Here is a 26,743-nt window from a genome sequence, read left to right as displayed (position 1 = left end):
AATAAAAAGATATCAGATTTCTCCAGAAACTTCCGGTGCTGTTCCTGTCATCTGTGCTTCCTGCTCAAAAATGGCTTCGAATTCAGCACGGCTCAGCTTCTCTTTTTCCATCAGCTGCTTTGCACACTCATGCAGCACATAGGAATGCTCCAGAATAATCTGTTTCGCCTGATCGTGGCATTTCTCGATCATCTGGCGGACTTCCTCATCGATGGCTGCGGCTACATTCTCGCTGTAGCTCTTCGTATGGCCCCAGTCGCGGCCGATGAAGACCTCATCCGAGTCGGAATCGTAAGCGACAAGACCAAGGTTCTCAGACATACCGTACTTCGTAATCATGGAACGCGCGGTAGCCGTCGCCTGTTTGATATCCTGTGATGCGCCCGTTGTGATATCGTCGAAGATCAACTCCTCTGCCACACGGCCGCCGAGGCATACGGTGATGTACTGCATCATTTTGCCTCTCGTCTGGAACATATCGTCATTCTCCGGCTGCGGCATCGTGTAGCCCGCTGCGCCAGGACCTGTCGGGATAATGGAGATCGTGTAAACCGCCTCCATATCCGGCAGCATATGGAACAGGATCGCATGGCCTGTCTCATGGTATGCGGTGATCCGTTTTTCTTTATCCGAAATGACTTTACTGCGCTTCTCCGCACCGATGCCCACTTTGATGAAAGCAGACTTGATATCGGACTGGCGCACAAATCTTCTGCGGTCCTTTGCCGCCATGATCGCTGCCTCGTTCAGCAGGTTCTCCAGCTCTGCGCCGGTGAAGCCTGCGGTCGTCTGCGCGATCTGTTTCAGATCCACATCCTCGGCCAGCGGTTTGTTCTTTGCATGGACTTTCAGGATTTCCTCACGGCCCATGACATCCGGCGGTCCTACAACCACGCGGCGGTCAAAACGGCCCGGACGGAGAATCGCCGGATCCAGGATATCGACACGGTTCGTCGCTGCCATCACGATGATGCCCTCATTGACGCCGAAACCATCCATCTCAACGAGAAGCTGGTTTAATGTCTGCTCTCTCTCATCGTGGCCGCCGCCCATGCCGGTGCCTCTTCGTCTTGCCACGGCGTCGATCTCATCGATGAAGATGATGCACGGCGCATGTTTTTTTCCTTCCTCAAACAGGTCGCGGACACGGGAAGCGCCGACGCCGACGAACATTTCCACGAAATCCGATCCGGAAATGCTGAAGAACGGCACGCCTGCCTCTCCTGCAACAGCTTTCGCCAGAAGGGTTTTACCGGTTCCAGGAGGGCCCACAAGAAGAACTCCTTTCGGGATTCTTGCGCCGACCTGTGTATATTTCTCCGGTGCTTTCAGGAAATCGACCACCTCAACAAGGTCTTCTTTTTCCTCTTTTAAGCCCGCAACATCGCGGAACAGGACTTTTTTGTCTTTGTCGGTGGACATATGGGCGTTGCTTTTTCCAAAATTCATCATTTTGTTTCCGCCGCCTCCACCGCCGCCCATGGAGCGGTTCATCATCGACATGCCGAAAAGAAGGATCATACCGAGCAGCAGGGCCGGCAGGACGGATGTCATGAAAATGCTGTCTCTCTGGACATTCTGCACGGTGTACGTTACATCAGCATCCTCCAGAAGGCTGATAGCTGCGTTTACGTCGGTCACATTGACCGTATAACTGTCACCGCCCTGCTCCTGTACCACGACGGAGCCGGTCGGCACTTCTTTGTTCTGGACAATCTGCGCGGATGTCACTTTGCCGTCTTTTACGGCGGTTTCAAATTTCTGCTGACTTGGGCTGCTGCCTGCGCTGATTTTTCCGGTGATATAGAACATGGCAAGCACGATAATCACCATAAACGCCGCGTAGAGTCCAAATCCACTGCGCTGTCTGTTCATATTTTCTTTTTACTCCTCGTCTTCGTGAAACTCCACTACTCCGATGTATGGAAGATTCCGATATTTCTGTGCGTAATCCAGACCGTAGCCTACGACGAACTCGTCCGGGATATTAAAGCAGGTATAATCTACTTTGACATCGCGCACTCTGCGCTCCGGCTTGTCGAGCAGAGTACACAGGTGTACGGATTTCGGATTTCTCTTTTTCAGGATGTCGATCAGATAGTAAAGCGTTCTTCCGGAATCGATGATATCCTCCACGATCAGAACGTCTTTTCCTTCCAGCGGCTGATCCAGGTCTTTTACAATACGGACAACTCCGCTGGACTTGGTGTCATCGCCGTAACTTGATACGGACATAAAGTCAAGGCTTACCGGCACTGTGATGCGTTTTGCCAGCTCGCACATAAAGAATACGCCGCCTTTTAAAACGCAGATCAGGTGCACTTCTTTTCCTGCGTAATCGCGGTTGATCTGGTCTGCTACTTCTTTAATTCGTCTGTCTACTTCTTCTTCGCTTAATAATACTCTGATTGTCTCTTTCATCTGTTTTCCTCCTTACCAACGCCAATCTGTATCTGCAGAACTGCTTTCGTGTCTTCCCCGACACGGCCGCTCTCTCCTCTGCGATACCCCACGACCCACCAGATCTCCGGTCCGTCGGCGAGCAGCAGAATGGAATCCCGCTCCTCTTTCGGTATCTTGGCATCAATCATATAATCTTTTAGTTTCTTTTTCCCGCCTTTTGCGGTTACTCTCAGATAATCTCCGCTTCTTCTCGTGCGGAGGACAAGACCGTCTTTTATTTTATCACAGTCAAAGCATTTCGTATACTTTTTTTCTTCAATTCTTTCGGGAAAAACCGATGTTTTTTTCACAATCGTGACTGGATTTTCTGCAAATGCGAGACTTTTTTCCTCTTCCCACCCGGCCGGAACCGGAATTGGAACTTCTTCGCCGCTTTTCCTTTTCCGTTCTTCTTTTAAATGCACTCCCTGCTTTTCCAGGCGGAGCGTCTCGTATCCGCGCACGGCGGTGATTCCATACGGCAGGCAGACACTTTTTCCGACCTGCTTTTCAAAAAGTTCCCGCACAGATTCCAGATGCTCCCTGGTAAGATCCTTCCGTTTTCCCGCCAGCTGTTCCAGAACGCGCCGGATCACGTAGCGCTGCAGAAGAGGCGCTTCGCTGCTCACCGCATCACGCAGCACAACCGCATTTTTCTCTGCGGATGCATACCGCTCCATCAGCTGATCCGTCTGCTGCTCCAGATATTCCTCCGTTTCCAGCAGGTCCAGCGATGTCTGTGCCATATGCGCGGCGGCACGCGGATTGACCTCTTCGGTCAGATACGGCAGCACATGGTGGCGGATTCCGTTCCTCGTGTAAGCATCCTCTGCATTCGTGCTGTCCTCACACCAGGAACACTTACGGCTTTCCAGTTCCTGCCGGATCTCTTTTCGTCCGACGCAGAGAAGCGGACGGATCACATTCCCCCGCACGGGGCGTAAGGAGGCAAGTCCGGCCAGCGACGTTCCCCGTGCCAGGTGATGCAGCATCGTCTCCGCAACGTCATCCTGGTGATGGGCGAGCGCAATTTTCACTGCCCTCTGCTCCTTTGCGCACGCTGCAAAAACTTCCTGCCGCGCCGCGCGTCCCGCCTCCTCCGTCGAGAGATGCTTTTCTTTTGCGATCTTCTCCACGGGACAGGAATAGAGATAGAACGGAACATCATATTCCCGGCACAGATTTTCTGCAAATGCCGCATCCCGCCCGGCTTCCGCGCCGCGCAGATTATGGTTGACGTGGACAGCCAGCAGCGAAAAGCCAAGCGGCTCCTGCAGTTCCCGCAGCAGATGAAACAGGCAGACGGAATCCGCGCCGCCGGAAAGGCCGAGCAGCACGCGTTCGCCTGCCGTTACCATATGATACTGTTCCATAAAGGCTCTTACTTTCTCTCGCATCCTTCGTTTTTACTCCTATTTTTTCCAGATTCTGGCGACCAGAACCGTCATATCATCCCGTGCGCGGCAGCCGCCGAGGCGCAGCACGCGTTCCAAAAGCTCCCGGGCAAATTCCCGCGGCTCGCTGTTTTTCACTTCGAGAAGAAGCTGCTTCATCTGCTCCGTCCTGTCCCCGGGCAGCGCGTCCAGCACTCCGTCCGTCATCATCACAAGGTAATCACCGTCGTACAGCTTTTTCGTTGTGGTATCAAAATCCGTCTGGGAAACGAGACCTGCGGCAAGACTGGTCGACTCCACAACCTCCACCCACGTATCCCGCCTAAGGAACGTCGGCGATGCACCTCCTTTCAAAAAGCTGCAGACGCCTGTGTAGAGATTAATCGAAGCAACATCAAACGTGGAAAACATCCCTTCCTTTGGCTGCAGCAGAAGCATCGAATTGATCATCCGTGCCGCCATGATCCGCGGGAATCCGGCGCGCAGGAACTGTTCAAACAGCTCCACCACCGTCTCGCTCTCCCTGTTTGCCTCGATCCCGGAACCCATGCCGTCCGACAGGCAGAGGACAAACTGGCCGTTTTCGCAGAGCACACTGTAATTGTCCCCGGAGATACTCTCCTGCTCCTTGGTGATGCGTCCCACACCGTAGAGAACCTGGAATTTCACATCCTCCTGAAACAGCACCGTCTGGTATTCTCCGCTTAAGACCTGTGCCCCGTCGCGTACCGCAACCATCGGGATTCCGCACAGGGAACCGATCAGTTCCGCCGTCTGGCGAAGCGTGATCCGGCAGTGACGGCCCGCTTTGACCGTCATATAGATCTGTAAATGCTCTTTCGGCCGCTCCTGGAGCCAGATTTTCTGGACGAAAGCCCCGTTTTTCTTCATCTGGCGGCAGATTTTTTCCGAGAGCTCGTCCGGCAGACTGTTGAGGCTGTACAGATCACACGCGGCGCGGTCCATAATCCCGGCGACTTCACTTAACTGTTCTGCCACCACGCGGCGGCTCTCCGCCACACGCCCCGACCAGAGCGCCGTCTGGCGTTCCTGCTGGTAGCGGTTCCAGAACAGTTCCAGAAAGCGGGAGCCGTTCAGGCAGGAGGCGTTCCATTCGCCTTTTGCACGGCTGATCTCGTCCTCATCCCCGTCGGCGATTGTCTGAAGAAGTTCCTGGCACCGCTCGCGCGTCAGGTTTCCGTACTGCTCCCAGCACCACGACGCCTTCGCACAGCGGCTACAGACTTCCTGCTGTTCTTTTTCCAGAATCTTGTCCACCCGGCCCGTCTCCGGCATCACACTTTTTGACGGCATCTGGTAAAAGCTCTCTGCCAGAACGCGGAACGAATCGGCGTAGTGCTCCATCTGCAGTTTCTGCGGATGATTGTCATAGACGGCCGCTTCCCGGCGGCTTCTTCTGGCTTCCAAAAAAATTTTAGCCATGTCCCCTGCTGACAGCAATGCGCCGATCAGGAACATGGCAATGATCCACTCCGGCATGTTCCGCTCCTCCTCTCTTTGTTCTGGACTTCAAAGGGGACTGCGAAATCATGCCCTTTCTTTATCTGTTTTGTTTATTTCGACTGGGATTCTTTAAATAAAATCTCATTATCCTTTACCATGCCAAGTTTTTCTCTTGCCGTTTTTTCTATGTACTCATCGGTCTGCATGTATTCTTTCAAGGCGGTAATATCATCGGTGCGCTGCTTCTCCTCTTCAATCTGGCTGTCCAGACTGGAAAGACGGGATGCATTTGCATTGACCTTCTGCTGAAGGCTGATTCCCTTTACGGTAAGGACTGCAACCAGGCAGCACAGGACTACGGTAATTGAGAACTCTGTTGTACGGCTCTTCTTTCTGACTTTTTTCTTTCGGCCAGAATTCTTTTCTTCCCTTTCTTTCATTCTTTTCTTTACCCTTGCTTTCTATTTTCCAACCGTCTGCAGCCAAACTATCTGTTGTTTTTCGTCCGCAGACTTGTTTCTTTTGTTCTTACATGTGTAGTTACATCTTACCGTTCTTCCCATGAAATTTCAACCTTTTTCTCCGTTTTTTCATACTTTTTACCAGCCATTTTCCTGGAAAAGCGAGGATTCGCCCTGCTTTTTTGATTTCCTTTGCCAGAAGTTCCGGAAGAAAGCGTCCAAACGATGCGTGGTACAATGCAGCGCCCCCAAGGATGCCGCCAAACAGATACCCGCGGAGAACGCCGCTGTTCTCTCCGTAAATCCGTACAAACAGATACAGCGCTGCCGCAATCCAGTAGCAGAGGTCCTCTGCAGATACCGCCGCATGGCTGTGGCGGATCAGTTTCCGCACTGTCTTGATCAGATCGTACCAGAACCCCAGGACTGCCCCCTGCCAGATGGAACAGGCGAACAGAATCAGCTCCCGGGTGACATACGCACTCATTTTTACCGGAACAGCCGCGCAAGCGCAGACCCCTTCTTCTGCAGCGGCCCATGTTCCGTATAGACCAGGCTGTCGATGCTGCCTTCGATATCCGCCTCTCCCTTTTCCAGCTCCAGGCGGCCCACATGCAGCTCTTTTCCGCGGATGGTAAGAACACCGCAGACGGTCACGAGCAGAACTTCGTTCTCATCAAAGCTTTTCACATCCTGCACTCCGCCAAGAGAAAGTGTTTTCCGCTGTTCCAGCAAAAGGCGGTGCGCCTGTTCGTTCATCTCCCCCATACAAAAAACCTCCATACAATGGTCTATACACCCATTATATGAAGGTTTTCTCTTTTTATTCGCTGCACATGAATCCTGCCGCACTTCTTATAAGTAGCGGTAAAGCTCCTGTGCTTCTTCTTTTTTCACGGTTTCCTGCACATTCAGCACTTCTACCCTGACGGATTTACTTCCGAACTGAATTTCCAGTACATCTCCTGCCTTGACCTGTGCGGATGCTTTTGCCGGTCTGTCGTTGACGAGGACACGGCCTGCATCACAGGCTTCATTGGCTACGGTACGCCGCTTGATCAGTCTTGATACTTTTAAAAATTTATCTAAGCGCATAGATTTTTACTTAGTTCATCATGTCCTTTAAAGCTTTTCCTGCTTTGAATTTCGGAGTTTTGGAAGCTTTGATTTCCATGGTCTCGCCAGTCTGCGGATTTCTTCCTTCTCTTGCTGCTCTTTCGGATACTTCGAAGGTACCAAAGCCTACCAGCTGAACTTTCTCACCTTTCTTTAATTCTTCAGATACTACATCGATAAATGCTTTTAAAGCAGCCTCTGCATCTTTTTTGGATAAATTTGTCTGCTCAGCCATAGCTGCAACTAATTCTGTTTTGTTCATGAGTTTTACTCCTCCTGTATCTTACATTTGTTTTTTACATGGTACGCGGGCCCGCTGATACACACGACCTGCCCTGCCGGCTGTTTTTCTTCCGGATGATCAGTCTGTTACGTTGACCGGCTTTTTCGCGTAGCTGTATATATTTATATACTAATGCGTCTCTCTTGTCAAGAAAAAAGTCCCCCATACCAGCGGTTTTATGGCGATTTCTGCCCAAAACAGACTCTTTTCCACCGCACGGTTAAAAGAAGGATCCCTTAACAAACCGCAACCAGTCTGCCTGCTGCGCATTGAGTGTTTTTAGTTTCTCCGTATTCCGCCCGGATATCCACGATTTTCTGCTTCCGTAGTAGCGGTTTGCCAGTTTCCAGTATTTCCACGGATAGGAAAGATAGAGGCGGAGTGTCTCGATTTCCCCCTCATCGAGCGGCCGTCTGGCGCTGTAGGCGTTTAAGATCCGTTCTGCCGCGCGCTCGCTCCAGCCGTGTTTTTCCAGAATTTTCCGCATAAAATAGCCAAGATCTGCCACCTGGAGATCGAAGTTCCACTTGTCGAAATTGACCGCCGTTTCGCCTCTGCCGTTTTCCAGCAGAATATTGTGCTGGCTGAATTCCCCGTGGCAGACGGCGCCTTCTTCGTCCGCCCGCTGCCGCAGTTTTTCATAGGAAGAAGCTTTCATTTCCGCGGCCGCCCGCTCTCCCTGTTCCAGATACGGACCGGCGCTTGCCAGCAGCAGTTTTTCAAACTCATTTTTCTTCTTTTTTGTCTGCAAATACTTTCGGATCTTTCGAATTTCCACATTGTGGCGGATGCACTCCTCCACGATGGATTCCCTCCGGTATTCCATTTTCACCGGCAGATGAGCTGCCGTATGTAGCCGCGCCAGCGCGTCCGAGGCGCGGATAAGATCCTCACTGTTTCCCGTCTCACATTCCCGGCCCGGGTACCAGTTCCGCACAATGTACGTTCCTCCGTCGTCCCCGCGCGTTGCAAGCGCTCCCTCTTCGTTCCGCAGAATCTGATCGCACCGCAGGAGCCCCGACTCCGTGATGCGGCACTGTAGAAGATACCGCTGCTCCAGTTTTTCTGCCGCCGTCCCGAACTCGCTGATCAGCTTATCCCCCTGTTCGGTGTGGCACAATAAAGCGCCCCGCACCCGCATTGTGCCGGAAGCCGTAAGACCGTAATGGGACAGCACACTCAATCCATAATCATACAAGAGCCTGACTCCTTTCCCTGTTGTGATCGTTTTTGGGGTCACGATTCAATGTATGCGTATCCGCCCTGTGCCATGCATACTGGTTTCTGTTTTTTCTTTCATCCCAAAAGCAATGTTGAAAGTGTTTTCTTTTTCTCTTATTTTATTGTTTTTAATTTCACCGCATGGTAAAATATTCCAAACTTGACAGGATGAAAAACACCTGTTATGGGGTTCTCTAAAATCATTTTATTTTAAGGAGGGTTTTTATGATTTTCTTACCACAGCCATCTTCCCTTTCCTACGGAGAGGGCACCTTTACAATTCACTATGACAGCCGCATTTTTCTCGATTCCGAGAGCCCGGCTGAGCTTTTTTCTGCAGCACAGCTTCTGCAGCAGGAGATTGAGACACAGACGGGATTCCGTCCTGCCATCTGCCGCCGTCATCAGCCGGTGGGATCACACCTGATCTATCTGACTGCCTCTCCGGAATTATCCCGTGAGGCTTATACCCTCGCTGTCACACCGGAAAACATCACGATCTGCGGATCTCTGGAAAGCGGCGTTCTCTACGGCGTGCAGACACTCCGTCAGATGATCCGCCAGGCAGGTGCTGTTCTTCCAACCGTCCTGATCTCCGACAAACCGGCCATGGAAAACCGCGGCTTCTACCACGATGCGACCCGCGGACGTGTTCCGACGCTTTCCTATCTGAAACAGCTTGCCGCCACCTTGAGCTTCTATAAAATCAATCAGCTTCAGCTCTACATCGAGCACAGCTATCTCTTCGACGATCTGACCGAGATGTGGCGCGACGATACGCCGCTCACTGCAGAGGACATCCTCGAGCTGGACCGCTACTGCAAGGGACTTGGCATTGATCTCGTTCCGTCGCTTGCAAGCTTCGGCCATCTGTACAAGCTGCTCTGCACGAAATCGTATGCACATCTGTGCGAACTGGAAGGCTCTGCTTCGGCTCCGTTCTCCTTCTATGACCGCCAGGCGCACCATACGCTCGATATCACAAACCCGGAGAGCCTCTCCCTTGCCAAACACATTCTTTCCGAATATATGCAGCTCTTCTCCTCGAAGTATTTCAATCTCTGCGCGGATGAAACGTTTGACCTTGGAAAAGGGGCTTCCCGCGCACTCGCCGAGGAAAAGGGAACCACCGTCATCTACACCGAGTTTGTGACAGAGCTTGCCAACTATATCACTGAATCCGGCCGCACGCCGATGTTCTGGAGTGATGTCATCAGCCAGGAGCCGGAAGTTTATCATCTCCTGCCGAAGAACCTGATCTGCCTCCACTGGGATTATGCGTCAAATGTTTCATCGGAGCGTCTGACCCGCCTTGCCAATTCCGGTGCCGAGCATCTGTATGTGTGCCCGGGCGTACAGGGATGGAACCAGCTCATCAACAAGTATCATGAGGCGTATGAAAACATTTCCAGAATGGCGCGCTACGGCCACGAATGCCATGCGATGGGACTTCTGAACACTGACTGGGGCGATTACGGCCACATCAATCACCCGGACTTCTCCCGCATCGGCATGATCTACGGCGCGGCGTTCTCCTGGAATGCAGACATTCTGCCGGAGGAGGAAATCAACCGCCAGATTTCCGTGCTGGAATTTGGTGATGCTTCCGGAAAACTTGTTTCCGTGCTCGATCTTCTCTGCCATCAGGATGCGTATCCGTGGCGCACTGCCGTTATGGTACAGGAAGCACTCGAACTGCATCAGAACAAAGAAGAGGCTGCCGAACTGCTCCGCTCCTGCGCGGAAGGCGATGCGGATGCAGCAAATGCTTCAATCGACGCGCTCTGCGCCGTTCTGTACGAGAAAGCCGGCACCGTCCGCCCGGAGAACCGTCCGATGATCTATGCGTACCTGCTCGCCGCAGACGGCCTGAAAGTGCTGAACCGCCTGCTGCCGTTCCTGCGCGCTTCCCTTCTTTCCGAGGGCACTCTGCCGGAGAAAGAAGACTGTTTTGCACTCGCCGGAGATCTCGAACGGTGGCTGCACAGCTATAAAGAGCTGTGGCGCACCGTCTCCAAGGAGAGCGAACTGTACCGCATTGCCCATGTGTTCTGCTGGTATGCGGATCTGCTGCGCGATCTGAACGTATAAAACCAGCAAAAAACAAAAGAGCGCCGGGGACGGATTGTTCTGTCCCCGGCTCTCTTGTTTGCCGTTTTGGCTTTACAGCAGTGTTTTTACGTACTCTGTCAGGTATTCTTTTGTATTCTTCGCCGGATCTTTCATCACTTCTTCCAGCGCCGCGTTCAGGCATTCGCCGATTTTCGGGCCTTTCGGGACACCGAGTTCCATCAGATCTTTGCCGGAAACGGCCAGCATTTTCAACGTAAAGCAGTCGCCGTTATCGAGAATTTCTCTGACGCACTCCCTTACCTTTTCGATCCGTTCCAGGGTTTTCTCCCGCTGGTACAGGCTTTTGGCCATCGTATCGGCTTCCTGCACGATCATCAGTTTTTCGAACAGCTCCGGGCCGAGTTTGTTCAGAATACGGCGGATCACCGGTTTCTCCGGAGCCATGCGGCAGTCATGCCAGCGGATCAATGCTGCGACCTGGCGGATGGTTTCGTTGTCGAATTTCAGACGGCGCAGAATCGCTTTCGCCATTTTCTCCCCCGCCGGTGCGTGGCCTTTAAAATGATTGATGCCGGCCTCATCCGTTGTGCGGCACGCCGGTTTTGCAATGTCGTGGAGCAGCATCGTCCAGCGCAGAATCGGATCTGCCGGAACGTGCTGCAGAGCGGCAATCGTGTGCTCACCGACATTATAGCAGTGGTGCGGATTGTTCTGCGGCGTTTTCATCAGTTCATCAAACTCCGGCAGCACAATCTTTGTAATACCCGCCTCATAGACGGCCTCCATGTACTCCGGCCGCTTCGAGATCAGCAGTTTATTCAGTTCCACACGGATCCGCTCGGCGCTGATTTTTTCAAGCGTCGGCGCGAGTGCTATGATGGCATCCAGTGTTACCGGATCGAGTTTGAAGCCGAGCTGTGCGGAAAAGCGGAGGGCGCGCAGGATCCGCAGTGCATCCTCACTGAACCGCTCGGTCGGATTTCCGACACAGCGGATGACTTTGCGCTGTAAATCCCTGATTCCATCGAACAGATCCACAAGCCCCTCTTCGTTGTTGTATGCCATCGCATTGATCGTAAAATCACGGCGGCGCAGATCCTCGGCGAGGCTGGAGGTAAAGACCACTTCTTTCGGATGGCGGCCGTCCTCATACTCTCCGTCGATGCGGTACGTCGTGACCTCGTGCGCGCCGCTTCCGGCCAGAACTGTTACCGTTCCGTGCTCCAGTCCCGTATCCACGGTGCGGTCAAAAATTTCTTTTACCTGCTGTGGGGAAGCAGAGGTTGTAATATCCCAGTCGTCCGGCTCCCGCGCAAGAATCGTATCGCGCACACAGCCTCCGACCGCGTACGCCTCGAAGCCTTTCGCATGCAGGGAATCGATTACCATATTTACGCTTGGCGGCATTTTTATCTTCAAATTTGTTATCTCCTTTTTCTAAATCTGCTTTTCCAGTATAGCAGTTTCCTTTTTTTCCCGCAAGTGTGGTTGCGGTTGTATTTTGGGGATTGCATGTGTATAATAGAGGTTAATAAAATTCGAAAGGGGATTTACATTTTTATGAAACTGGATCGTTACCGAAAATATGTCCGGGCCGGCGTTACTGCCTTTCTGGTACTTGCAGCGTCCATGATTTTTTACTACCTGCTCTTCCACCAGACTTCTGTGCGGACCGCCTTTCACAATGTCCTCGACATTCTCTCCCCCCTGATTGCAGCCCTGATTCTCGCCTATGTGATCAGCCCGATCATTAACTTCATAGAACAGCGGATCATCGCCAGACTCTTCGCCCGCCACGGAAAAACACAGTCGGTACGCTGCAAAAAGCTTGTACGGGCGCTTTTGATTCTTCTGACGTACGTCGCCATGCTTTTCGCGCTGTACGGACTCATTGCGACCCTGATCCCGGAGCTGTTCTCAAGTATCACAAACATTGTCTCCAACTTCTCCAACTATGCAAACAACATTCAGGATTTTGCCACAAAAGTGCTGGCGAATTACCCGGAGATGCAGCAGACGGCAGACCAGTACATCTCCATGTTCTCCGCAAAGCTTTCCAACTGGCTGACCAATGACCTGATGCCGATGCTCCGTACGTTCCTTCTGAACCTCTCCGGACAGCTCGTCAACATGGTTACGTTTTTCAAAAACATTCTGCTTGGCGCGATCGTTGCGATCTACATGCTGTACAACAAGGAAAGCTACATTGCCAAGCTGAAAAAAGCAGTCTACGCGCTGCTCGGTCTGGATCACGGAAATGCCGTGATCCGCGACTGCCAGTATGTGAACCAGGAATTCAGCGGATTCCTCGTTGGAAAAGTCATCGATTCGATCATCATCGGTGCCATCTGCTATCTTGTGACGAGCCTGATCGGCACCCCGTACGCACTGCTGGTCAGCGTAATCATCGGTGTGACGAATATCATTCCGTTTTTCGGCCCGTTCCTCGGCGCCGTTCCGTGTCTTCTGCTGATCCTTCTGATCGACCCTCTGCAGGCACTGTATTTCCTGATTTTCGTCGTTCTCCTGCAGCAGTTTGACGGAAACTTCTTAGGACCGAAAATCCTCGGCGAGACGACCGGTGTGTCCAGCTTCCTTATCATCATCTCGATTCTGATCGGCGGCGGCTTCTGGGGTGTCTTTGGCATGATCATCGCCGTTCCGGTCTGTGCCATTATCTGCACGGTCTGCCGCAACTTCGCCAACCGTCGTCTTGAAAAACATCACCTGCCGGATGACGATGCATTTTACTTCCACATGGACCACATTGATCCGGAAACGAGACAGGCGATCCCATATCAGAAAAAGAAGATCAACGAGGCCGAAGTCTTCCACTTCCCGGGCTACCGGCTGCGCAAAGCGCTAACAAAACTGGCCACGGAAGAGTCTCCGGTTGATGCGCCGTATACACCGGCAAAGCCTTCGACCGAAGAGAAAAACTCAGATTCTTCCGATTCCGATCAAAAATAAATCGTATCTTACAAAAATGCCTTCTGTGCAGACTGTTTCCATTCTGCACAGAAGGCATTTTTTTATTTTTGCTTTTTATTTCTCGATTACAACCGTGCTGAGTGTCTCTGCCGGAAGATCGACACGCATGATATGTCCGTTGACACGCAGGAAGCAGCCGGAATCCTCTTTTGTGCGGTTCAGCAGGATCACAACGTAGCTTCCGTCTGGATTGACTGCGGCCGTTACATCCAGGTTTGCTCCGTATTTGCTCCAGCCGATGCGTTTTGCACCCGGAGCAATATATTTGGAAATATGGCCGATGTAGTGGTACATGATCGGTTTGCGGTAATGGAAATCATCATCCACAATCAGACCTGAGGTGAATCCCATCGGTACGTGGCGCGGGCCGTCGTCGATGCTGTGAAAAAAGCGGATGCCGATATCCCCGTTTGCCGTAATCCATTCGAAATTGCTCTCCATGGTGCCCTCCCGTTTCTTGTCTTTTCGTGTATACAGACGAAGCGCGTCTGAACTTTCTGTTCGTTCAGGCGCGCTCCTTCTATTATCTTTTCTGCTACAGGGACATGGTAATTTCCCGCCCTGTGCGGTGGTATTTCTGAAAAGTGACTCCGGACGCCTTCATCATCCGTTTCGATGCGATCACGGACGGGGTGTCCGCGTACTTGTCGCAGTCGTAGATCACCGTTTTGATTCCCGCCTGGATAATCGCCTTGCAGCACTCGTTGCATGGGAACAATGTCACATACAGCTTGGCTCCCTCGAGGCTTCCGCCGCGGTAATTCAGGATGGCGTTCAGTTCACTGTGCGTTGTGTAAAGATACTTGTTTTCCAGCGGATTTTCACTTGTCTTTCCCCACGGGAACTCGTCGTCCGAGCAGCCTCTCGGGAAACCGTTGTATCCCATGGACAGAATCTTGTTGTCCTCGCTCACAATGCAGGCTCCCACCTGTGTGTGCGGATCCTTCGAGCGCATACCGGCAAGCTGGGCAACTGCCATGAAATATTCATCCCAGGAAATATAATCCTCTCGTTTATCGCTCATACCCATTTCCCCTGTGTTTTCTTAACGTACTTTGCTTCCGCTCTTATTTCGTACCGAAGATACGGTCTCCGGCATCGCCGAGGCCTGGTACAATGTAGCCGTGCTCGTTCAGATGGTCATCCAGTGCTCCGACGAAAACATCGACATCCGGGTGAACCTCATGCATTTTCTCGATTCCTTCCGGAGATGCGATGATGCACATGAAGTGGATCTTCTTTGCGCCTTTTTCTTTCAGCATGGTGATGGCTGCCGTTGCAGAACCGCCGGTTGCCAGCATCGGGTCGGTTACAAATACTTCACGGCTTGCGATGTCTGACGGAAGTTTGCAGTAATACTCAACCGGTGCCAGGGTTTCCGGATCACGGTACAGACCGATGTGTCCGATTTTTGCTGCCGGAATCATAGCCAGCATACCTTCTACCATACCAAGACCGGCACGGAGGATCGGCACAACTGCCATTTTCTTTCCTTCGAGCTCTTTTACGGTTGTTTTGCAGATCGGGGTTTCAATTTCAACGTCTGTGAGCGGCAGCTCTCTGGTTGCCTCGTAGCACATCAGCATTGCAATCTCGCTGATCATCTCGCGGAACTCCTTGGAGCTTGTGTCTTTCTTTCTGATAATACCGATTTTGTGCTGGATCAGCGGGTGATCCATGATGACTGTTCTTGCCATTTTCCCTTCTCCTTTGTTTAAAATTTATTCATTTTCTCCTTCATGCTCAATCAAGTGAATCCGGCGTTCGTGACGCTCTTCTCCGGAAAATGGAGTGTTCAGGAAGGTTTCTACGATTTTGATTGCAAGGCCAGGGCCTACAACGCGTCCTCCCATCGCCAGTACGTTGGCATCGTTGTGCAGGCGGGTTGCCTCTGCGCAGAAGCAGTCGGTGCAGAGTGCTGCACGGATTCCTTCCATTTTGTTTGCCGTGATAGAAATGCCGATTCCGGTTCCGCAGATCAGGATTCCCTTATCACACGTTCCGTTCTGGATCGCATGGCCTACTTTTCTGGCGTAAACCGGATAATCAACTGCCTCGTTGCTGTAGCATCCGAAGTCCTGATATTCCAGTCCCTGTTTGTCCAGATATGCTTTTACCTCCTGCATCAGCTCATATCCGCCGTGGTCGCATCCTAAAGCTATCATTGTTCTTCCTCCTCTTTCAGCCGCGCAAGAACACCTTCAATCAGGAATTCCAGCGCTTCATAACATTTTCCGTATTCGGTAAGCGGTTCCCCGTAAAGGGCGGGGATGTCTCCTGCCAGCCGCAGAAATCCGGCGATCGTCTGCAGATGGGGCGCATCCGGGAAGTCCTCACGGATCTTTTCCCTCTGACTGTCCTCCATCACAAGAAGCAGCGTGTCGTCGTTGATGTCCTCCGCGGTAAGCGGTGTGGTGGTGTGGTCTTTGGCCGAAAGCCCGTTGCGCGCAAGCACTGCCTCTACCTTCTGGTTGACCGGCTGCGGAAACAGAACGACAAGCCCGCGGGAACCAATTTCCATCGGCCACGGAAGCTCTTTGCTCTGCAGAATCGCCTTCGCCATCGGTGCGCGCGCGGTATCGTCCGCGTCCACAAATAAAATCCTGCTGTAATGTTTCACTGTTATACCTCTGCTACTTTGTGGCCTGCGGCTTTTAACAGGCGGTTCATGATCGCCTGCCCCATACGTGGGGTGTCGAAAGCCTCGGAATAAATCACCTCCACGCCGTCCTCATCGAAGTCGCGCAGAATCGCAAACAGGTGATGCGCGATCGTCTCATCTTCGGCGCGCAGCCCGATGCTCTTGATATCTCCTGTGGTGTACTGCTCCCGTGTCTCATCGGTGCAGATTACGCCCACTTTCTTTCCTGCCTTTTCCTGTTCTGCGGCAAGGCGGTTGATTTCCGGAATCACCCGTTCCATCTCGCCCTGGATAATCGTAAGGTCTGCCTTCGGCGCATAATGTTTGTAGCGCATGCCCGGTGCCTTCGGACGCACATGGCTGTCCTCCGCAAGGATTCCCGGATCGACACGCACGGTTCCAAGCACTTTTTCCAGCATCTCTTTGTTGTAATAGCCCGGGCGGAGAATCGTCGGAATCTCCTCTGTAAAATCGACGATGGTGGATTCGAGGCCGATCTCGGCGTCTCCTCCGTCGATGATACAGTCAATTTTGTCCCCAAGGTCCTCGATCACATGCTCGGCTTTCGTCGGGCTCGGCCGGCCTGATGTATTGGCGCTCGGCGCTGCGATGAAGCCGCCTCCGGCTAAGATCAGTGCGTTTGCCACTTTGTTGCTCGGGTAGCGCACGGCTACGGAGGTAAGGCCTCCCGTCGTCTCGAGCGGAACGGCATTTGTTTTCTCAAAAATCATCGTCAGCGGTCCCGGCCAGCATGCGGCTGCCAGTTTGCGTGCACTCTCCGGCACGTTTGCCGCTACGGTTTCGAGGTCCTCCATTCTTCCGATGTGGACGATCAGCGGGTTGTCCGACGGACGGCCCTTTGCCGCATAAATTTTCTCAGAAGCTTTGGCATCCAGCGCATTTCCGCCAAGACCATATACGGTCTCGGTCGGGAATGCCGCCAGACCACCGTTTTTCAGAATCTCTCCTGCTTTTTCGATCGCGCTCTGATCTATGTTATCTTCTGTCATCCTGGCAATCCATGCCCTCATATGTTTCTTCCTTCTTTCCATCTGTTCCAGCGCATAGTGTTTCCATCTGCGCACACTGTTTTGATTATACCATTTTCCGGCGCAGTTGAAAACCCTTGATTTAAAGAAGCTCTTTTAACTGAGCCGTGCGGTACGCCTCGATCAGTTCCTTTAATTCACGGATGCGCTGCCGGATCTGCCGTCCCTGATCCGTATCGCCGACTAACTGGCGCTTCATGTTGTACCGCACCGCCACCTGGCGGGAGACAATATCCTTCTCCTCCTGGATTGCTTTTTCCGTCGATTCAAACGGCTCGTGCGCGGTGAGGCTGAGGCCGTACGAGTTGTAAATCAGCGTGTAACCCGCGATGCCGGTTTCTTTGTGGTACGCCCTGCAGAAGCCGCCGTCGATGATCAGCACCTTGCCGCCGCATTTGACCGGGCTTTCACCGGCACTCTGGTGTACCGGGACGTGGCCGTTGATAATATGTACATTTTCACCGGCAAGCCCGAACTCCTGTAAGATCCGGTCCGCCGTCTCCTCTTTCTCGATCAGGCGGTAATACGCGTTTTTCACCTCGGTCCAGGTCTCTTTTTCTGCGAGGAAATACCGCTCAAATGTTGTCATCTTGTCGCGGCCGTACAGCGGGGAATTCGGCGCGGTCCACAGATACCACAGCGTATTGCGGCCCTGCTCCCGTTTTTTCGGATCGCGGCTTACAAATGCGCGGCGCACGTTGTGCTCGAGGATATCGTACAGTGCTTTTCCCTTGTATTTCTTTCCGTCGACCTGTACCTCTTTTAAGGTGCCGTCCTCATTCATCGGCATGCAGCCGTGGTACAGCAGATTTCCATTGTAGACGCGGTAGAGGCTTCCTTTTTTGAGCAGGAAATCGACGTGCGCCTGCAGTTTTTCGCTGTTTCGGAAGGCGAAGATCAGCTTATCGAGCACTTCTGCCTCTTTTTCTGTCAGCTCGTCCGGATGCGCCGGATCGATCGTCGGAAAGCTCTTGTCGCGCAGAGCATACGTTTTCTCCCCAATCGCCACCGTTCCGTTCTGGTAATCGATCTTTTCCAGCAGACGGCGGTTTTCCATGCCGTACTCCGGGTTCTCACGGATCAGACGGTTCTCGAGCTTTAACTGCATTACGGTGATGGCCTTGTGCATGCGGCGCTCCAGCATCTGCTGGGAATTTCCGCTGTCCTCGCCGCCTTTTGCGGCAAAGCATTCGCACGGATCATCGCCGTACGTCTCGAGAGCAAAGGTGGCAAGCGGAAGCATATTGATGCCGTAGCCGTCCTCCAGCACATCGAGATTGCCGTAGTGGAGGCAGATGCGGATCGTGCTGGCCACGCACGCCGGCTGGCCGGTCGCAGCGCCCATCCAGAGCACATCGTGGTTGCCCCACTGGATATCGAGGGAATGGTAATTCATCAGGCAGTCCATGATTTTATACGGCTCCGGACCGCGGTCAAAGATGTCGCCGATGATGTGGAGATGATCGACAACGAGCCGCTGAATCAGCTCTGCCACGGCAATGATGAAGTTCTCGGCGCTTCCGATTTCGAGGATAGTCTGGATGATCGCCTCGTAGTATGCTTCTTTGTCGAGCACCTCCGGCTTTTCGGTGATCAGCTCCTCGATGATATAGCCATAATCCGCCGGCAGGGCTTTCCGCACTTTGGCACGGGTGTATTTGGAAGAAACGATTTTGCAGACGTCGATCAGGCGGTACAGCATGACCTTGTACCAGTCATCGATGTCCTCCTGCTGCTTTTTCTCCATCTCCAGGCGCTCTCTCGGGTAATAGATAAGGGTTGCAAGCGCACGTTTTTCCGAAATGCCGAGCGTGTGGCCGAAGACATCGTCAATCTTCTTTCGCACGGCACCGGAACCATTGCGGAGTACATGAGAAAAGGCTTCGTATTCGCCATGAATATCCGAAAGGAAATGCTCCGTGCCTTTGGGAAGGTTGATAACGGACTGCAGATTGATGATTTCGGTCGCTGCTTTTTCGATGGTCGGGTACAATTCTGCGAGATATTCCAGATAATTTTTTTCGTTTTCCATGAGGACCTCCTGCCTGGGTTGTTTTTTCTTATTTTATAACGAACTCACCCTCGGCACAACCCTTTTTCTTCTTTCGATACATCGGATGCGTCCCCTCGTGGAAAATATAATAGCTCACATAATCTGTGAGAAAAATCCCCACTGCCGAGAGCAGATACCAGATCCCGAAAAACCACGGGCAGATCAGCCCATCGCAGAAGGAAAACGGCAGCGTACTATAGTCCCACATACGGTAATGCAGCACCCGCAGGGAAAACATTCCCGAATACAGTTCGATGGCCGTGATCAGAACCGCAGATACCATCATCTGAAACGCCAGCGGAAAGCGGCGCAGCCCGGCGTCTTCCAGCATTCCGATTCCTGCAAGGGACAGTCCTCCGGCAATGCCCATCAGGCGGAAGCTGTAACCGCGGTAGGTGACTTCGATGGCAATATAAATGCAGTAGCCCAAAAGAAAAAACAGCAGATACTTCTTCGCTTTCATTCGTTTTTCTCCCATTCTAATTGAGAATCTTTTCTCTTATTCCCAGTATCTCTGTCTTTTCTCTTTTTATCCGCTTGCATTTTTTCTTTTCCATGTTACAATACTTTCATGTTTCAAAAGAAGTTTCGAATAGAAAGGACAGAAAAAAGAATGGCATTTAACCCAATGAAGTTAATGGAATTAAAAAATCTGAGAGACCGTTTCGCCCAAAACCACCCGAAGTTCGTAAAATTCATGAGCGATCTCGCATCCTCGCAGATCGAGGAGGGAACGATTCTCGAAGTCACGGTGAAAAAACCGGACGGCCGAACGATGGTTTCCAATATCAAGGTGACTGCTTCGGATCTTGAAATGCTGCAGGCAATCAAACAGATGTAACATATTTTTCGTGGCAAAAAGCCGCTTTCGACGAGCGGCAGGCTTTTGGACGCACGGTATTCCTCGAGATACTGCGTCACCGTCTTTCCCGTCATTTTCCGGAAGCGGCGGCAGCAGACCTCGCGGGACAGATGCACCTGCTCACCAAGCTTTTCGAGCGAAATCACGGATTCTTACCATTACTCCGATGCATTCCTGACGATCGAAGCGCCGTTCTACTTCCTGCTCGGCCTTCTCGCCGTCTACCGCACCTCGATTCAGAGTATGCAGAACGGACGCGCACCGTTTGCCGCATGCATGATCGAGCTTGTGATGCGTCTTGCTGCTACCGTCTGGCTGTCACGCTTCTTAGGCTACACTGCCGTCTGCATCGCAAGCCCGTTTGCCTGGTTCGGTGCAATTGCACTGCTGATTCCAGTCTACTATCGGATGATGATGAAGCCTGTAAAAACAGTGTAATCAAAATTGGTCCACCGGATATTGATATGCCTGGCAACGCAAAACCCGGAATCCTTTCGCTCCTCTTCTGAGGTCTTGAAAAGATTCCGGGTTTTTTTATTTTGCTGTTTTCTCTTCCCAGATTGTCTCCAGATTTTTTCCATCAATCCAGATACAGTGGTACACCCGCTTCATCTGCTCATCCAGTTCCGCTTCCCGGTCCGTCTTTACAATCACATGGCCGATCCGGTCAGTTCCATCTGCCATGGCAGAAACTTCATGCCCCTCCGGATAATCCAGGACAAGCTCCAGCCCTTCCTGACGCAGACGTTCGACCTGATCCCGGTCGATTTGTGTGATGGTTCCGCTTACCGGACTCAGCAGCAGTTTTGCCATGCACGGGCAGCTTTCCGTCTGCTGAAAATCCGTTTTTTCCCCGAGGGCGCTTTTGATCATCTGCTCATAAAAATCAAATCCGTAATACGTTGAAATCAGTTCCGGAATGCAGGTTGCCCCGGTTCTTCCGCCCATTTCAATGATCCAGACCCTCTCTCCGTCCACAAAGACATCCGCATTGACGGAGCACTGATCGGCACCGGATGCGGTGACGGCCAGCTGCATCTGGCGGGCAATTTCTTCCCGCAGTGCCCCGCTGCATCCATACGGAAATGCATGGCCGACCGGAACGGTCGTGTGCGCACCGCGGTATACAAATTTCGTGTGCGGTGCCAGAAAGACCAGTTTGTGGTTCTGCACAAATCCATCCACGCCGATCTCCGTTCCGCGGAGGAATTTTTCAACCAGCACATAATCTCTTGCCGAACCGTTTCTCGCATTTTCATACGCTTCTTCGATCTGTCCGGAATGCTCCACCACGGTAATTCCGCGGCTTCCTGAACTGTCCACCCGTTTTACGACAACCGGGTATCCAAGCTGTTCTGCGGCTTTTTGTGCCTCCTCTGCGCTTCTTACCCGCATCCCGTCTGCCGCGGAAACGCCGCCCTGCCGGAATGCGTCTTTCATCTTTGCCTTATCGGTCAGAATTTCCGCCGCCTCATACGGAATGCCGGACAGATGCATCTTTTCACAGACATAGCCGATTGTGCTGACGGCCACATCGGTTCCCGATGTACAGATTCCGTCGATCTGTTCTTTTTCCGCCGCCGCAAGAATCGCTTCTTTATCCCGCGTATTCAGTTCATAAATTTTATCTGCAAGTGCAAACCCCGGATAATCGCCGGGAATACTCACTACGATTGTGTAAAGACCCATTCTGCGTGCAGTCCAGATCAGCGGCACCTGGTAAATACCGGCACCTAAAATCATGATTTTTTTCACTTTTTTTCTTCCTCATCAGATACGTTAATGGTTTCCCGCACAATATACTGCGGCGTGCGGTTCAGAATCAGAATCATCTTTCCGAGGTATTCTCCGATGATGCCGAGCACCATCAGAATCAATCCGGAAAAAACAACGATGGCGCAGATCGTCGAAGACCAGCCAACCATCACGGTCGGATTGATGAGCTTTCGGATGGCAATCATGATGGCTGCCAGAAAACCGCCGGCTGCAGAAACTCCGCCGAGAACGGACGATATGCGAAGCGGAATTACAGAATAGTTCCAGTAGGCAAGCCACAATTTGATCAGTTTCTTTAACGTATAGTTGGAAGTTCCCACTGCACGTTTGAAATGCTCCACCTCTACATTTCCGATTTTGTGTGTCGTGCGGTAGAAAATGCCGTCAATATAGGGATTGAAGCTGTCGTATTTTACCACCTCGTCCTTGATCTGGCGGGTAATCATCCAGAAATTGCTGGAAACGATGTCTTTTGGCCGTCCGAGAAGAATCCGGGAGGAAACTTCGTTCAGTTTGCTGGTGACATTTTTCAGGAACGAATTTTTTCGTTTCGGATAGCAGCCGTAAACCAGATCGTATCCTTCTTCCATCTTGTGGATCAGTTTGCTGATCTGGGACGGATGTGTCTGCATGTCATCGTCCATGCCGAGAATAAAGTCTCCTTCGGTGTAGTGGAGTGCCGCCATCAGCGCATTGTGCTGGCCGAAATTGCGCAGCAGGTTGATGCCCTTGACATTCTGATACTGCTCACCGAGCTTCTTGATCTCCCCATACGTATTGTCTTTCGGGGAACCGTCGTTCACCAGGACAAATTCGCAGTCATATCCGTCCATTTTCTTGAATTCTTCCATCACCATCTCTACAACTTTCCGGATCGTTGCCTCGGAATTGTAGCATGGGATGACTATTGAAATCAGTTTCATTTTTTTCCTCCATCGGTATCGTTCAGAATGCAGTCATAGAACAGCGGCGTGCCTCCGGTATGGATAAAAAGCACATCGCAGTCCTGTAACTGATGTTCTTCTATGTACTGCTTCATTCCCCAGAATGCCTTTCCGGTGTACGTCGGATCCAGCGGAAGGCCGTTCCGGCAGAACTCTTCCCGGATCACCTGTAAAATCCGCTCATCGTACTGGCCGTATCCGCCCTGGCGGTATCCCATTTCCAGATGAAGTTCACTCTCCCATCCTTCCGGCAGCACGAGATGATTCTTCGCAAAATAATCGGAAATGCCGCTCTCCATGATGCGGATGGCGCGGTCGTACTCGCGGGATGAAATCGAAAGGCCGGTGATCTGCTCCGTTCCCTGCTCGAGCAGTTTTCCGCTTACCAGGCCGCACTGGGTCGAGCCGGTTCCGGATGCCGCAAAGATATGAGAAAAAGAAATGTTCTGTTCTTTCTCCCACGCAAGAATCTCGCGGTAGCCGTCCACGTAGGCCTGTACCGGTGTGCCTTCATTGCCCGTTCCGAATTTATCCCCAAAAATATAATATGGGTGATATCCCTCTTCTGTCAAACGGTTCATCGTCTGCTCGACGGTCTGTGCAATCTCTGTTTTTCTGCACGGAATGACTTCGGCTCCGAGCCATTTCATCAGACGGCTGTTGTTTGTTTCGATCGGTTGTTCCTCGTTTTCTTCGGAAGAACAGATCATATAACATGGAATTTTCTCGGCACAGCACAGATTGGCCAGCACGCGGCAGAGGTTGGATCTGCTGTTTCCGTAGATGATCATGCAGTCTTTGTTTTTCTCCTGCATATCCTGGAAAAAGGCGCGTCCGATCCGCACTTTATTTCCGCCCAGGGAAAACGGGAGAAGATCCTCTCTCTTGCAGTACAGTCGGACATTTCTGTCGTTTGGAAATTCCAGTTTCTGAATTGGTGTATGTATCATTGTTTTTCCTCTTTTATTCTTGTTTCAACTCACAGTCGGTATTTTCACGGAGTCTGACATGCCGAAAATAGTTCGACTGTGACTTGCCTCATGTCAGTGGAGGATACCGATTTTTCTCCGCCCGCCACTGCCGTTATGTTTCTTTTAATAATTCATCCCACCGCTTTAGAAGCTGGGGACTTCTTGTCTACTGGTGTTAAATTCCGGCATGTACCGGAAGCTTTTCCCTATTATAGACTATTTTTCTCTGCGTGGCAAGCCATGCCGGAAACAGGAAAAGTCCGCCGGTTTTTGTTTTCACATCTGCCGACGGGCTTTGGGGATTTTTTACGTATTCTGTTTTTTCGTCCGGGATCTGTTCAGGCTTCCTGCGGTGCGGCAAGATTGGCCACAATCCGCGCCACCTGCGCTATTTCCGGGATTTTTGTGTACTCGGCGCAGCTGTGTACCTGATTCATCGAGGTTGCGATGACAAGCCCTTCGATGCCGTGCTGTGCAAAGACGTTGTTGTCGCTGCCGCCGAAAGTTTTTTCGAATGCAGCGGTCAGGCCTTCTTCTGCAACGGCGCTCTCGTAATGCCTTGCGGCATCGCTTGTCAGCGGCGTCTCATACGCATGGATATTCAGCTTTTCTTCCCAGACCAGCTTCGCACCAATCTTCTCTGCTTCCTGCTGGAAGGTTCTGTAATATGTTTCCAGAAGCTCCATCGCCGTCTCGTGGTTCAGACTTCGAATTTCGCCTTCGATCACGCAGCTTTCCGAAACGATGTTGGTACCGGAGCCGCCGCCGATTTTTCCGATGTTGGCAGTGGTACTTTCATCCACGTGGCCCTGCGGAAGCTGTGCGATTGCGTGGGCGGCCGCCTGGATGCTGTTGATGCCGTCCTCCGGGTGGAAACCGGCGTGGGCGGCTTTTCCCTGGATTTTCGCCGCGAAGGAAACGAGTGTCGGTGCCGCGTAGGCGGCTGCACCGATCGCGCCGCTTAAATCCAGAACGTATGCTTCTTTTGCCTGCACCTGGCTGTAGTCGAAGGCATTTGCGCCTTTGCAGTACAGCTCCTCACCAGTAGAGATCAGGATTTCGATCGGGCGGTGCGGTGTTTTGGTCTCGATGAGGTGGCGGACAGCTTCATAGATGACTGTCACACCGGCGAGGTCGTCGGCGCCAAGAACTGTCGTGCCGTCGCTCGTTACGGTTCCATCCTCATGGGAGACGGCTTTTTTTCCTTTTGCAGGCTCAACAGTGTCCATGTGGGCCGCAAAGAGAACCGGGGCTCCTGCAAGGCTGCCCGGAATGCGCGCGAACAGATTGCCCGCATTGGAGCCGGTCTGCTCCTGCGTATGATCTTCTGTAAGCGTAACCCCGATTTCGGCGAATTTTATTTTTAAAGTGTCCGCCATCTCGCGCTCCTCTAAGGCCGGCGAATCGATAGATACCAGCTCCGCAAAAAAATCAGCAATTCTTTTCTCATCTATCATAATATTTTCTCCTACTCTTTGGCTGTGTCCGCAATTTAAATAACATACTCAGGCTGCGCCATAATATGCATCTTGCTGAAGAACTCCCGTGTTCTCTGATTCTGCGGATGCTCGAATACTTCTTTCGGTGTTCCGTCTTCTACTACGTGTCCTTTATCAAGGAAGATCACACGGTTCGACACATGGCGGATAAAGTTCATCTCATGGGAAACCAGAAGCATTGTATATCCCTGTGCCGCAACTTTTTTAATAACATCCAGAACCTCTCCAACCAGCTCCGGGTCAAGGGCTGAGGTCGGCTCGTCGAGCAGCAGAATCTGCGGTTTCATGGCGAGGGCTCTTGCGAGCGCCACCCTCTGCTGCTGTCCGCCGGACATATGTTTCGGATAATGGTTTGCCCATTTCTCCATGCCGACCAGTTTCAGTTCTTCTAATGCAATGGCTCTGGCCTCGTCTTTTTTCATCTTCTTGACAACAATCAGGCCTTCCATCACATTTTCCAGTGCGGTTTTCTTCTCAAACAGATTGAACCGCTGGAACACCATTCCTGTGTTCTGTCTTAAATACAGAAGCTCTTTCGGTTTCCGCTCGGAAAGGCCGATCACCTTGTCCCCGATCGTCACCGTTCCCTTCTCCGGTGTCTCAAGGCGGTTGACGCAGCGCAGAAGCGTTGATTTTCCGGTTCCGGAAGGACCGATGATTCCCACAACATCGCCCTGTCTGATCTCGAGGCTGATGTCGTCGAGCACCACGTTGTCGTTATATTTTTTTGATAAATGATCAATTTTTATCATTTTTCTTACCCTCCCCGTTTGCGGACGCCAGCTCTACCTGGTCCGGAATCCGGATTTTATTTTCAATTACGCGGATAATCTGCTCGATCACCAGCGTTACCAGCCAGTAAATGATGGCCAGTGAAACGTAAACTTCAAAGTAGCGATACGTTCTTCCTCCAATAATCTGGCCCTGTGCGGTAATCTCGACAACGGCGCAGGTAAAGGCAAGAGACGTTCCTTTGATGATACTGATAAAAGAGTTTCCAAGGGTCGGAAGCGCAACCTCAAAGGCCTCCGGCAGAATGATGCGGCGCAGTGTCTGCGGATACGTCATGCCGAGTGCATGTGCTGCTTCGATCTGGCCCGGATCAACGGACTGCAGGGCTGAACGGATAATCTCAGCCATAAAGCCCGACTGGTTCAGTCCCAGAGCGATCATCGCATAGACGAAACCGGAAATATTGGCAACCGCCAGATTCGTTCCGAACTGCTGGTTGATTGCCTTGAACATCATGGGAATACCAAAGAACGCAACGTACAGCTGTACGATGACCGGCGTGCCGCGGAGCAGTGAAATCAGAAGATTCGTAATCTGCGTCAGCACTCTGATTTTTTTCATTTTGATGATCGCCATCACAAGTCCCAGTCCCAGTCCGATCAGCATAGAAACCACGGCCAGTTCCAGCGTGATCGGCAGCTTTGTCAGCAATTCTGGTATGGATGAAAATACCAGTGAAACGTCAAATAATTTTCCCATGATTTTTGTCCT

The 26,743-nt window shown here is 51.9% G+C and carries 29 protein-coding genes; 4 read left to right on the top strand and 25 right to left on the bottom strand.

Annotation, left to right across the window (positions count from 1 at the left end; all coding sequences use genetic code 11):
- Positions 1-12 precede the first annotated feature (12 nt).
- From ftsH to DXB83_RS08905, 10 genes are all read right to left on the bottom strand, one after another.
- Positions 13-1,875, bottom strand: a complete 1,863-nt coding sequence (gene ftsH, locus DXB83_RS08950; RefSeq protein ID WP_055227250.1) for an ATP-dependent zinc metalloprotease FtsH — start codon at positions 1,873-1,875, stop codon at positions 13-15.
- Between the two features lie 9 nt (positions 1,876-1,884).
- Complete coding sequence (gene hpt / locus DXB83_RS08945; RefSeq protein WP_022462110.1) at positions 1,885-2,421, bottom strand: hypoxanthine phosphoribosyltransferase; 537 nt, start codon at positions 2,419-2,421, stop codon at positions 1,885-1,887.
- The gene (gene tilS, locus DXB83_RS08940; protein ID WP_055227252.1) at positions 2,418-3,839 is read right to left on the bottom strand and encodes a tRNA lysidine(34) synthetase TilS; all 1,422 of its coding nucleotides are present in this window, start codon (positions 3,837-3,839) and stop codon (positions 2,418-2,420) included. Before tilS ends, hpt begins: the two co-directional genes overlap by 4 nt.
- A 15-nt stretch (positions 3,840-3,854) precedes the next feature.
- Positions 3,855-5,336 (bottom strand): SpoIIE family protein phosphatase, encoded by a 1,482-nt coding sequence (locus DXB83_RS08935; RefSeq protein WP_055218705.1) that lies wholly within the window; start codon positions 5,334-5,336, stop codon positions 3,855-3,857.
- Positions 5,337-5,410: 74 nt separating this feature from the next.
- Entirely contained in the window at positions 5,411-5,740 is a 330-nt protein-coding gene (locus DXB83_RS08930; protein ID WP_022462107.1) for an FtsB family cell division protein, read from the bottom strand.
- Positions 5,741-5,840: 100 nt separating this feature from the next.
- Complete coding sequence (yabQ, locus tag DXB83_RS08925) at positions 5,841-6,248, bottom strand: spore cortex biosynthesis protein YabQ (RefSeq protein WP_118697472.1); 408 nt, start codon at positions 6,246-6,248, stop codon at positions 5,841-5,843.
- 2 nt (positions 6,249-6,250) lie between these two features.
- Positions 6,251-6,529, bottom strand: coding sequence for a sporulation protein YabP (yabP, locus tag DXB83_RS08920; RefSeq protein ID WP_330410109.1), 279 nt, complete (start codon positions 6,527-6,529; stop codon positions 6,251-6,253).
- 87 nt (positions 6,530-6,616) lie between these two features.
- A complete protein-coding gene (locus DXB83_RS08915) occupies positions 6,617-6,856 on the bottom strand; it encodes an RNA-binding S4 domain-containing protein (RefSeq protein WP_022462104.1) in 240 nt (79 codons plus the stop codon).
- Positions 6,857-6,866: 10 nt separating this feature from the next.
- Positions 6,867-7,139 carry an HU family DNA-binding protein gene (locus DXB83_RS08910; RefSeq protein ID WP_022462103.1) on the bottom strand — a complete coding sequence of 91 codons (273 nt, stop codon included), beginning with the start codon at positions 7,137-7,139 and terminating at the stop codon, positions 6,867-6,869.
- Between the two features lie 241 nt (positions 7,140-7,380).
- Positions 7,381-8,358, bottom strand: a complete 978-nt coding sequence (locus DXB83_RS08905) for a phosphotransferase (RefSeq protein WP_117509466.1) — start codon at positions 8,356-8,358, stop codon at positions 7,381-7,383.
- 248 nt (positions 8,359-8,606) lie between these two features.
- Between DXB83_RS08905 and DXB83_RS08900 the strand changes: the two genes are divergently transcribed.
- Positions 8,607-10,472 (top strand): beta-N-acetylhexosaminidase, encoded by a 1,866-nt coding sequence (locus DXB83_RS08900; protein ID WP_118697471.1) that lies wholly within the window; start codon positions 8,607-8,609, stop codon positions 10,470-10,472.
- Positions 10,473-10,544: 72 nt separating this feature from the next.
- On the opposite strand, the gene DXB83_RS08895 is transcribed toward DXB83_RS08900, so the two are convergent.
- Positions 10,545-11,873 (bottom strand): CCA tRNA nucleotidyltransferase, encoded by a 1,329-nt coding sequence (locus DXB83_RS08895; protein ID WP_118697470.1) that lies wholly within the window; start codon positions 11,871-11,873, stop codon positions 10,545-10,547.
- A gap of 141 nt (positions 11,874-12,014) precedes the next feature.
- Here DXB83_RS08895 and DXB83_RS08890 point away from each other — a divergent pair, with 141 nt between their 5' ends.
- A complete protein-coding gene (locus DXB83_RS08890) occupies positions 12,015-13,424 on the top strand; it encodes an AI-2E family transporter (protein WP_158581099.1) in 1,410 nt (469 codons plus the stop codon).
- 75 nt (positions 13,425-13,499) lie between these two features.
- Here the strand turns inward: DXB83_RS08890 and DXB83_RS08885 are convergent, their stop codons facing one another.
- The 8 genes from DXB83_RS08885 to DXB83_RS08850 all read right to left on the bottom strand — a co-directional run bounded on the left by DXB83_RS08885 (position 13,500) and on the right by DXB83_RS08850 (position 19,651).
- Positions 13,500-13,886, bottom strand: coding sequence for a glycoside hydrolase family 30 beta sandwich domain-containing protein (locus tag DXB83_RS08885; protein ID WP_117813681.1), 387 nt, complete (start codon positions 13,884-13,886; stop codon positions 13,500-13,502).
- Between the two features lie 94 nt (positions 13,887-13,980).
- On the bottom strand, positions 13,981-14,469 hold the full coding sequence (locus DXB83_RS08880) for a deoxycytidylate deaminase (protein WP_022462096.1): 489 nt from the start codon (positions 14,467-14,469) through the stop codon (positions 13,981-13,983).
- Between the two features lie 43 nt (positions 14,470-14,512).
- Positions 14,513-15,142 (bottom strand): uracil phosphoribosyltransferase, encoded by a 630-nt coding sequence (gene upp / locus DXB83_RS08875; protein ID WP_022462095.1) that lies wholly within the window; start codon positions 15,140-15,142, stop codon positions 14,513-14,515.
- Positions 15,143-15,166: 24 nt separating this feature from the next.
- On the bottom strand, positions 15,167-15,610 hold the full coding sequence (rpiB, locus tag DXB83_RS08870) for a ribose 5-phosphate isomerase B (protein ID WP_055218692.1): 444 nt from the start codon (positions 15,608-15,610) through the stop codon (positions 15,167-15,169).
- Entirely contained in the window at positions 15,607-16,065 is a 459-nt protein-coding gene (locus tag DXB83_RS08865; protein ID WP_055218690.1) for an arsenate reductase/protein-tyrosine-phosphatase family protein, read from the bottom strand. Before DXB83_RS08865 ends, rpiB begins: the two co-directional genes overlap by 4 nt.
- 2 nt (positions 16,066-16,067) lie before the next feature.
- Positions 16,068-17,117, bottom strand: a complete 1,050-nt coding sequence (locus tag DXB83_RS08860) for an L-threonylcarbamoyladenylate synthase (RefSeq protein ID WP_022462093.1) — start codon at positions 17,115-17,117, stop codon at positions 16,068-16,070.
- A gap of 100 nt (positions 17,118-17,217) precedes the next feature.
- Positions 17,218-19,167, bottom strand: a complete 1,950-nt coding sequence (locus tag DXB83_RS08855) for a fructose-1,6-bisphosphatase (protein ID WP_118639992.1) — start codon at positions 19,165-19,167, stop codon at positions 17,218-17,220.
- Positions 19,168-19,195: 28 nt separating this feature from the next.
- A complete protein-coding gene (locus tag DXB83_RS08850) occupies positions 19,196-19,651 on the bottom strand; it encodes a putative ABC transporter permease (RefSeq protein WP_158581098.1) in 456 nt (151 codons plus the stop codon).
- 150 nt (positions 19,652-19,801) lie between these two features.
- On the opposite strand from DXB83_RS08850, the gene DXB83_RS08845 reads away from it, so the two are divergent.
- Both DXB83_RS08845 and DXB83_RS08840 read left to right on the top strand, forming a co-directional pair.
- Positions 19,802-20,029: a hypothetical protein gene (locus DXB83_RS08845; RefSeq protein ID WP_118697467.1), complete on the top strand. Its 228-nt coding sequence runs from the start codon at positions 19,802-19,804 to the stop codon at positions 20,027-20,029.
- A 45-nt stretch (positions 20,030-20,074) separates the two neighbouring features.
- The gene (locus DXB83_RS08840; RefSeq protein WP_243108890.1) at positions 20,075-20,488 is read left to right on the top strand and encodes a hypothetical protein; all 414 of its coding nucleotides are present in this window, start codon (positions 20,075-20,077) and stop codon (positions 20,486-20,488) included.
- 96 nt (positions 20,489-20,584) lie between these two features.
- On the opposite strand, the gene DXB83_RS08835 is transcribed toward DXB83_RS08840, so the two are convergent.
- From DXB83_RS08835 to DXB83_RS08805, 6 genes are all read right to left on the bottom strand, one after another.
- Positions 20,585-21,805: an ATP-binding protein gene (locus DXB83_RS08835; protein WP_118697466.1), complete on the bottom strand. Its 1,221-nt coding sequence runs from the start codon at positions 21,803-21,805 to the stop codon at positions 20,585-20,587.
- The gene (locus DXB83_RS08830; protein ID WP_117509476.1) at positions 21,802-22,749 is read right to left on the bottom strand and encodes a glycosyltransferase family 2 protein; all 948 of its coding nucleotides are present in this window, start codon (positions 22,747-22,749) and stop codon (positions 21,802-21,804) included. The genes DXB83_RS08835 and DXB83_RS08830 overlap by 4 nt, the downstream gene beginning before the upstream one ends.
- Positions 22,746-23,720, bottom strand: a complete 975-nt coding sequence (locus DXB83_RS08825; protein WP_118697465.1) for a 1-aminocyclopropane-1-carboxylate deaminase/D-cysteine desulfhydrase — start codon at positions 23,718-23,720, stop codon at positions 22,746-22,748. The genes DXB83_RS08830 and DXB83_RS08825 overlap by 4 nt, the downstream gene beginning before the upstream one ends.
- Before the next feature lie 359 nt (positions 23,721-24,079).
- Entirely contained in the window at positions 24,080-25,198 is a 1,119-nt protein-coding gene (locus DXB83_RS08815; RefSeq protein ID WP_243108887.1) for a M20/M25/M40 family metallo-hydrolase, read from the bottom strand.
- Between the two features lie 35 nt (positions 25,199-25,233).
- Positions 25,234-25,992 (bottom strand): amino acid ABC transporter ATP-binding protein, encoded by a 759-nt coding sequence (locus DXB83_RS08810; RefSeq protein WP_117801468.1) that lies wholly within the window; start codon positions 25,990-25,992, stop codon positions 25,234-25,236.
- A complete protein-coding gene (locus tag DXB83_RS08805; RefSeq protein WP_022462083.1) occupies positions 25,979-26,731 on the bottom strand; it encodes an amino acid ABC transporter permease in 753 nt (250 codons plus the stop codon). The genes DXB83_RS08810 and DXB83_RS08805 overlap by 14 nt, the downstream gene beginning before the upstream one ends.
- Positions 26,732-26,743: the final 12 nt, after the last annotated feature.

The sequence above is a fragment of the Blautia sp. OM06-15AC genome, assembly GCF_003481425.1.
In the GTDB taxonomy this organism is placed as follows: Bacteria; Bacillota; Clostridia; order Lachnospirales; family Lachnospiraceae; genus Fusicatenibacter; species Fusicatenibacter saccharivorans.
Note: the sequence above shows the minus strand (reverse complement) of the source record. Positions and strands in the feature narration are given on the sequence as shown.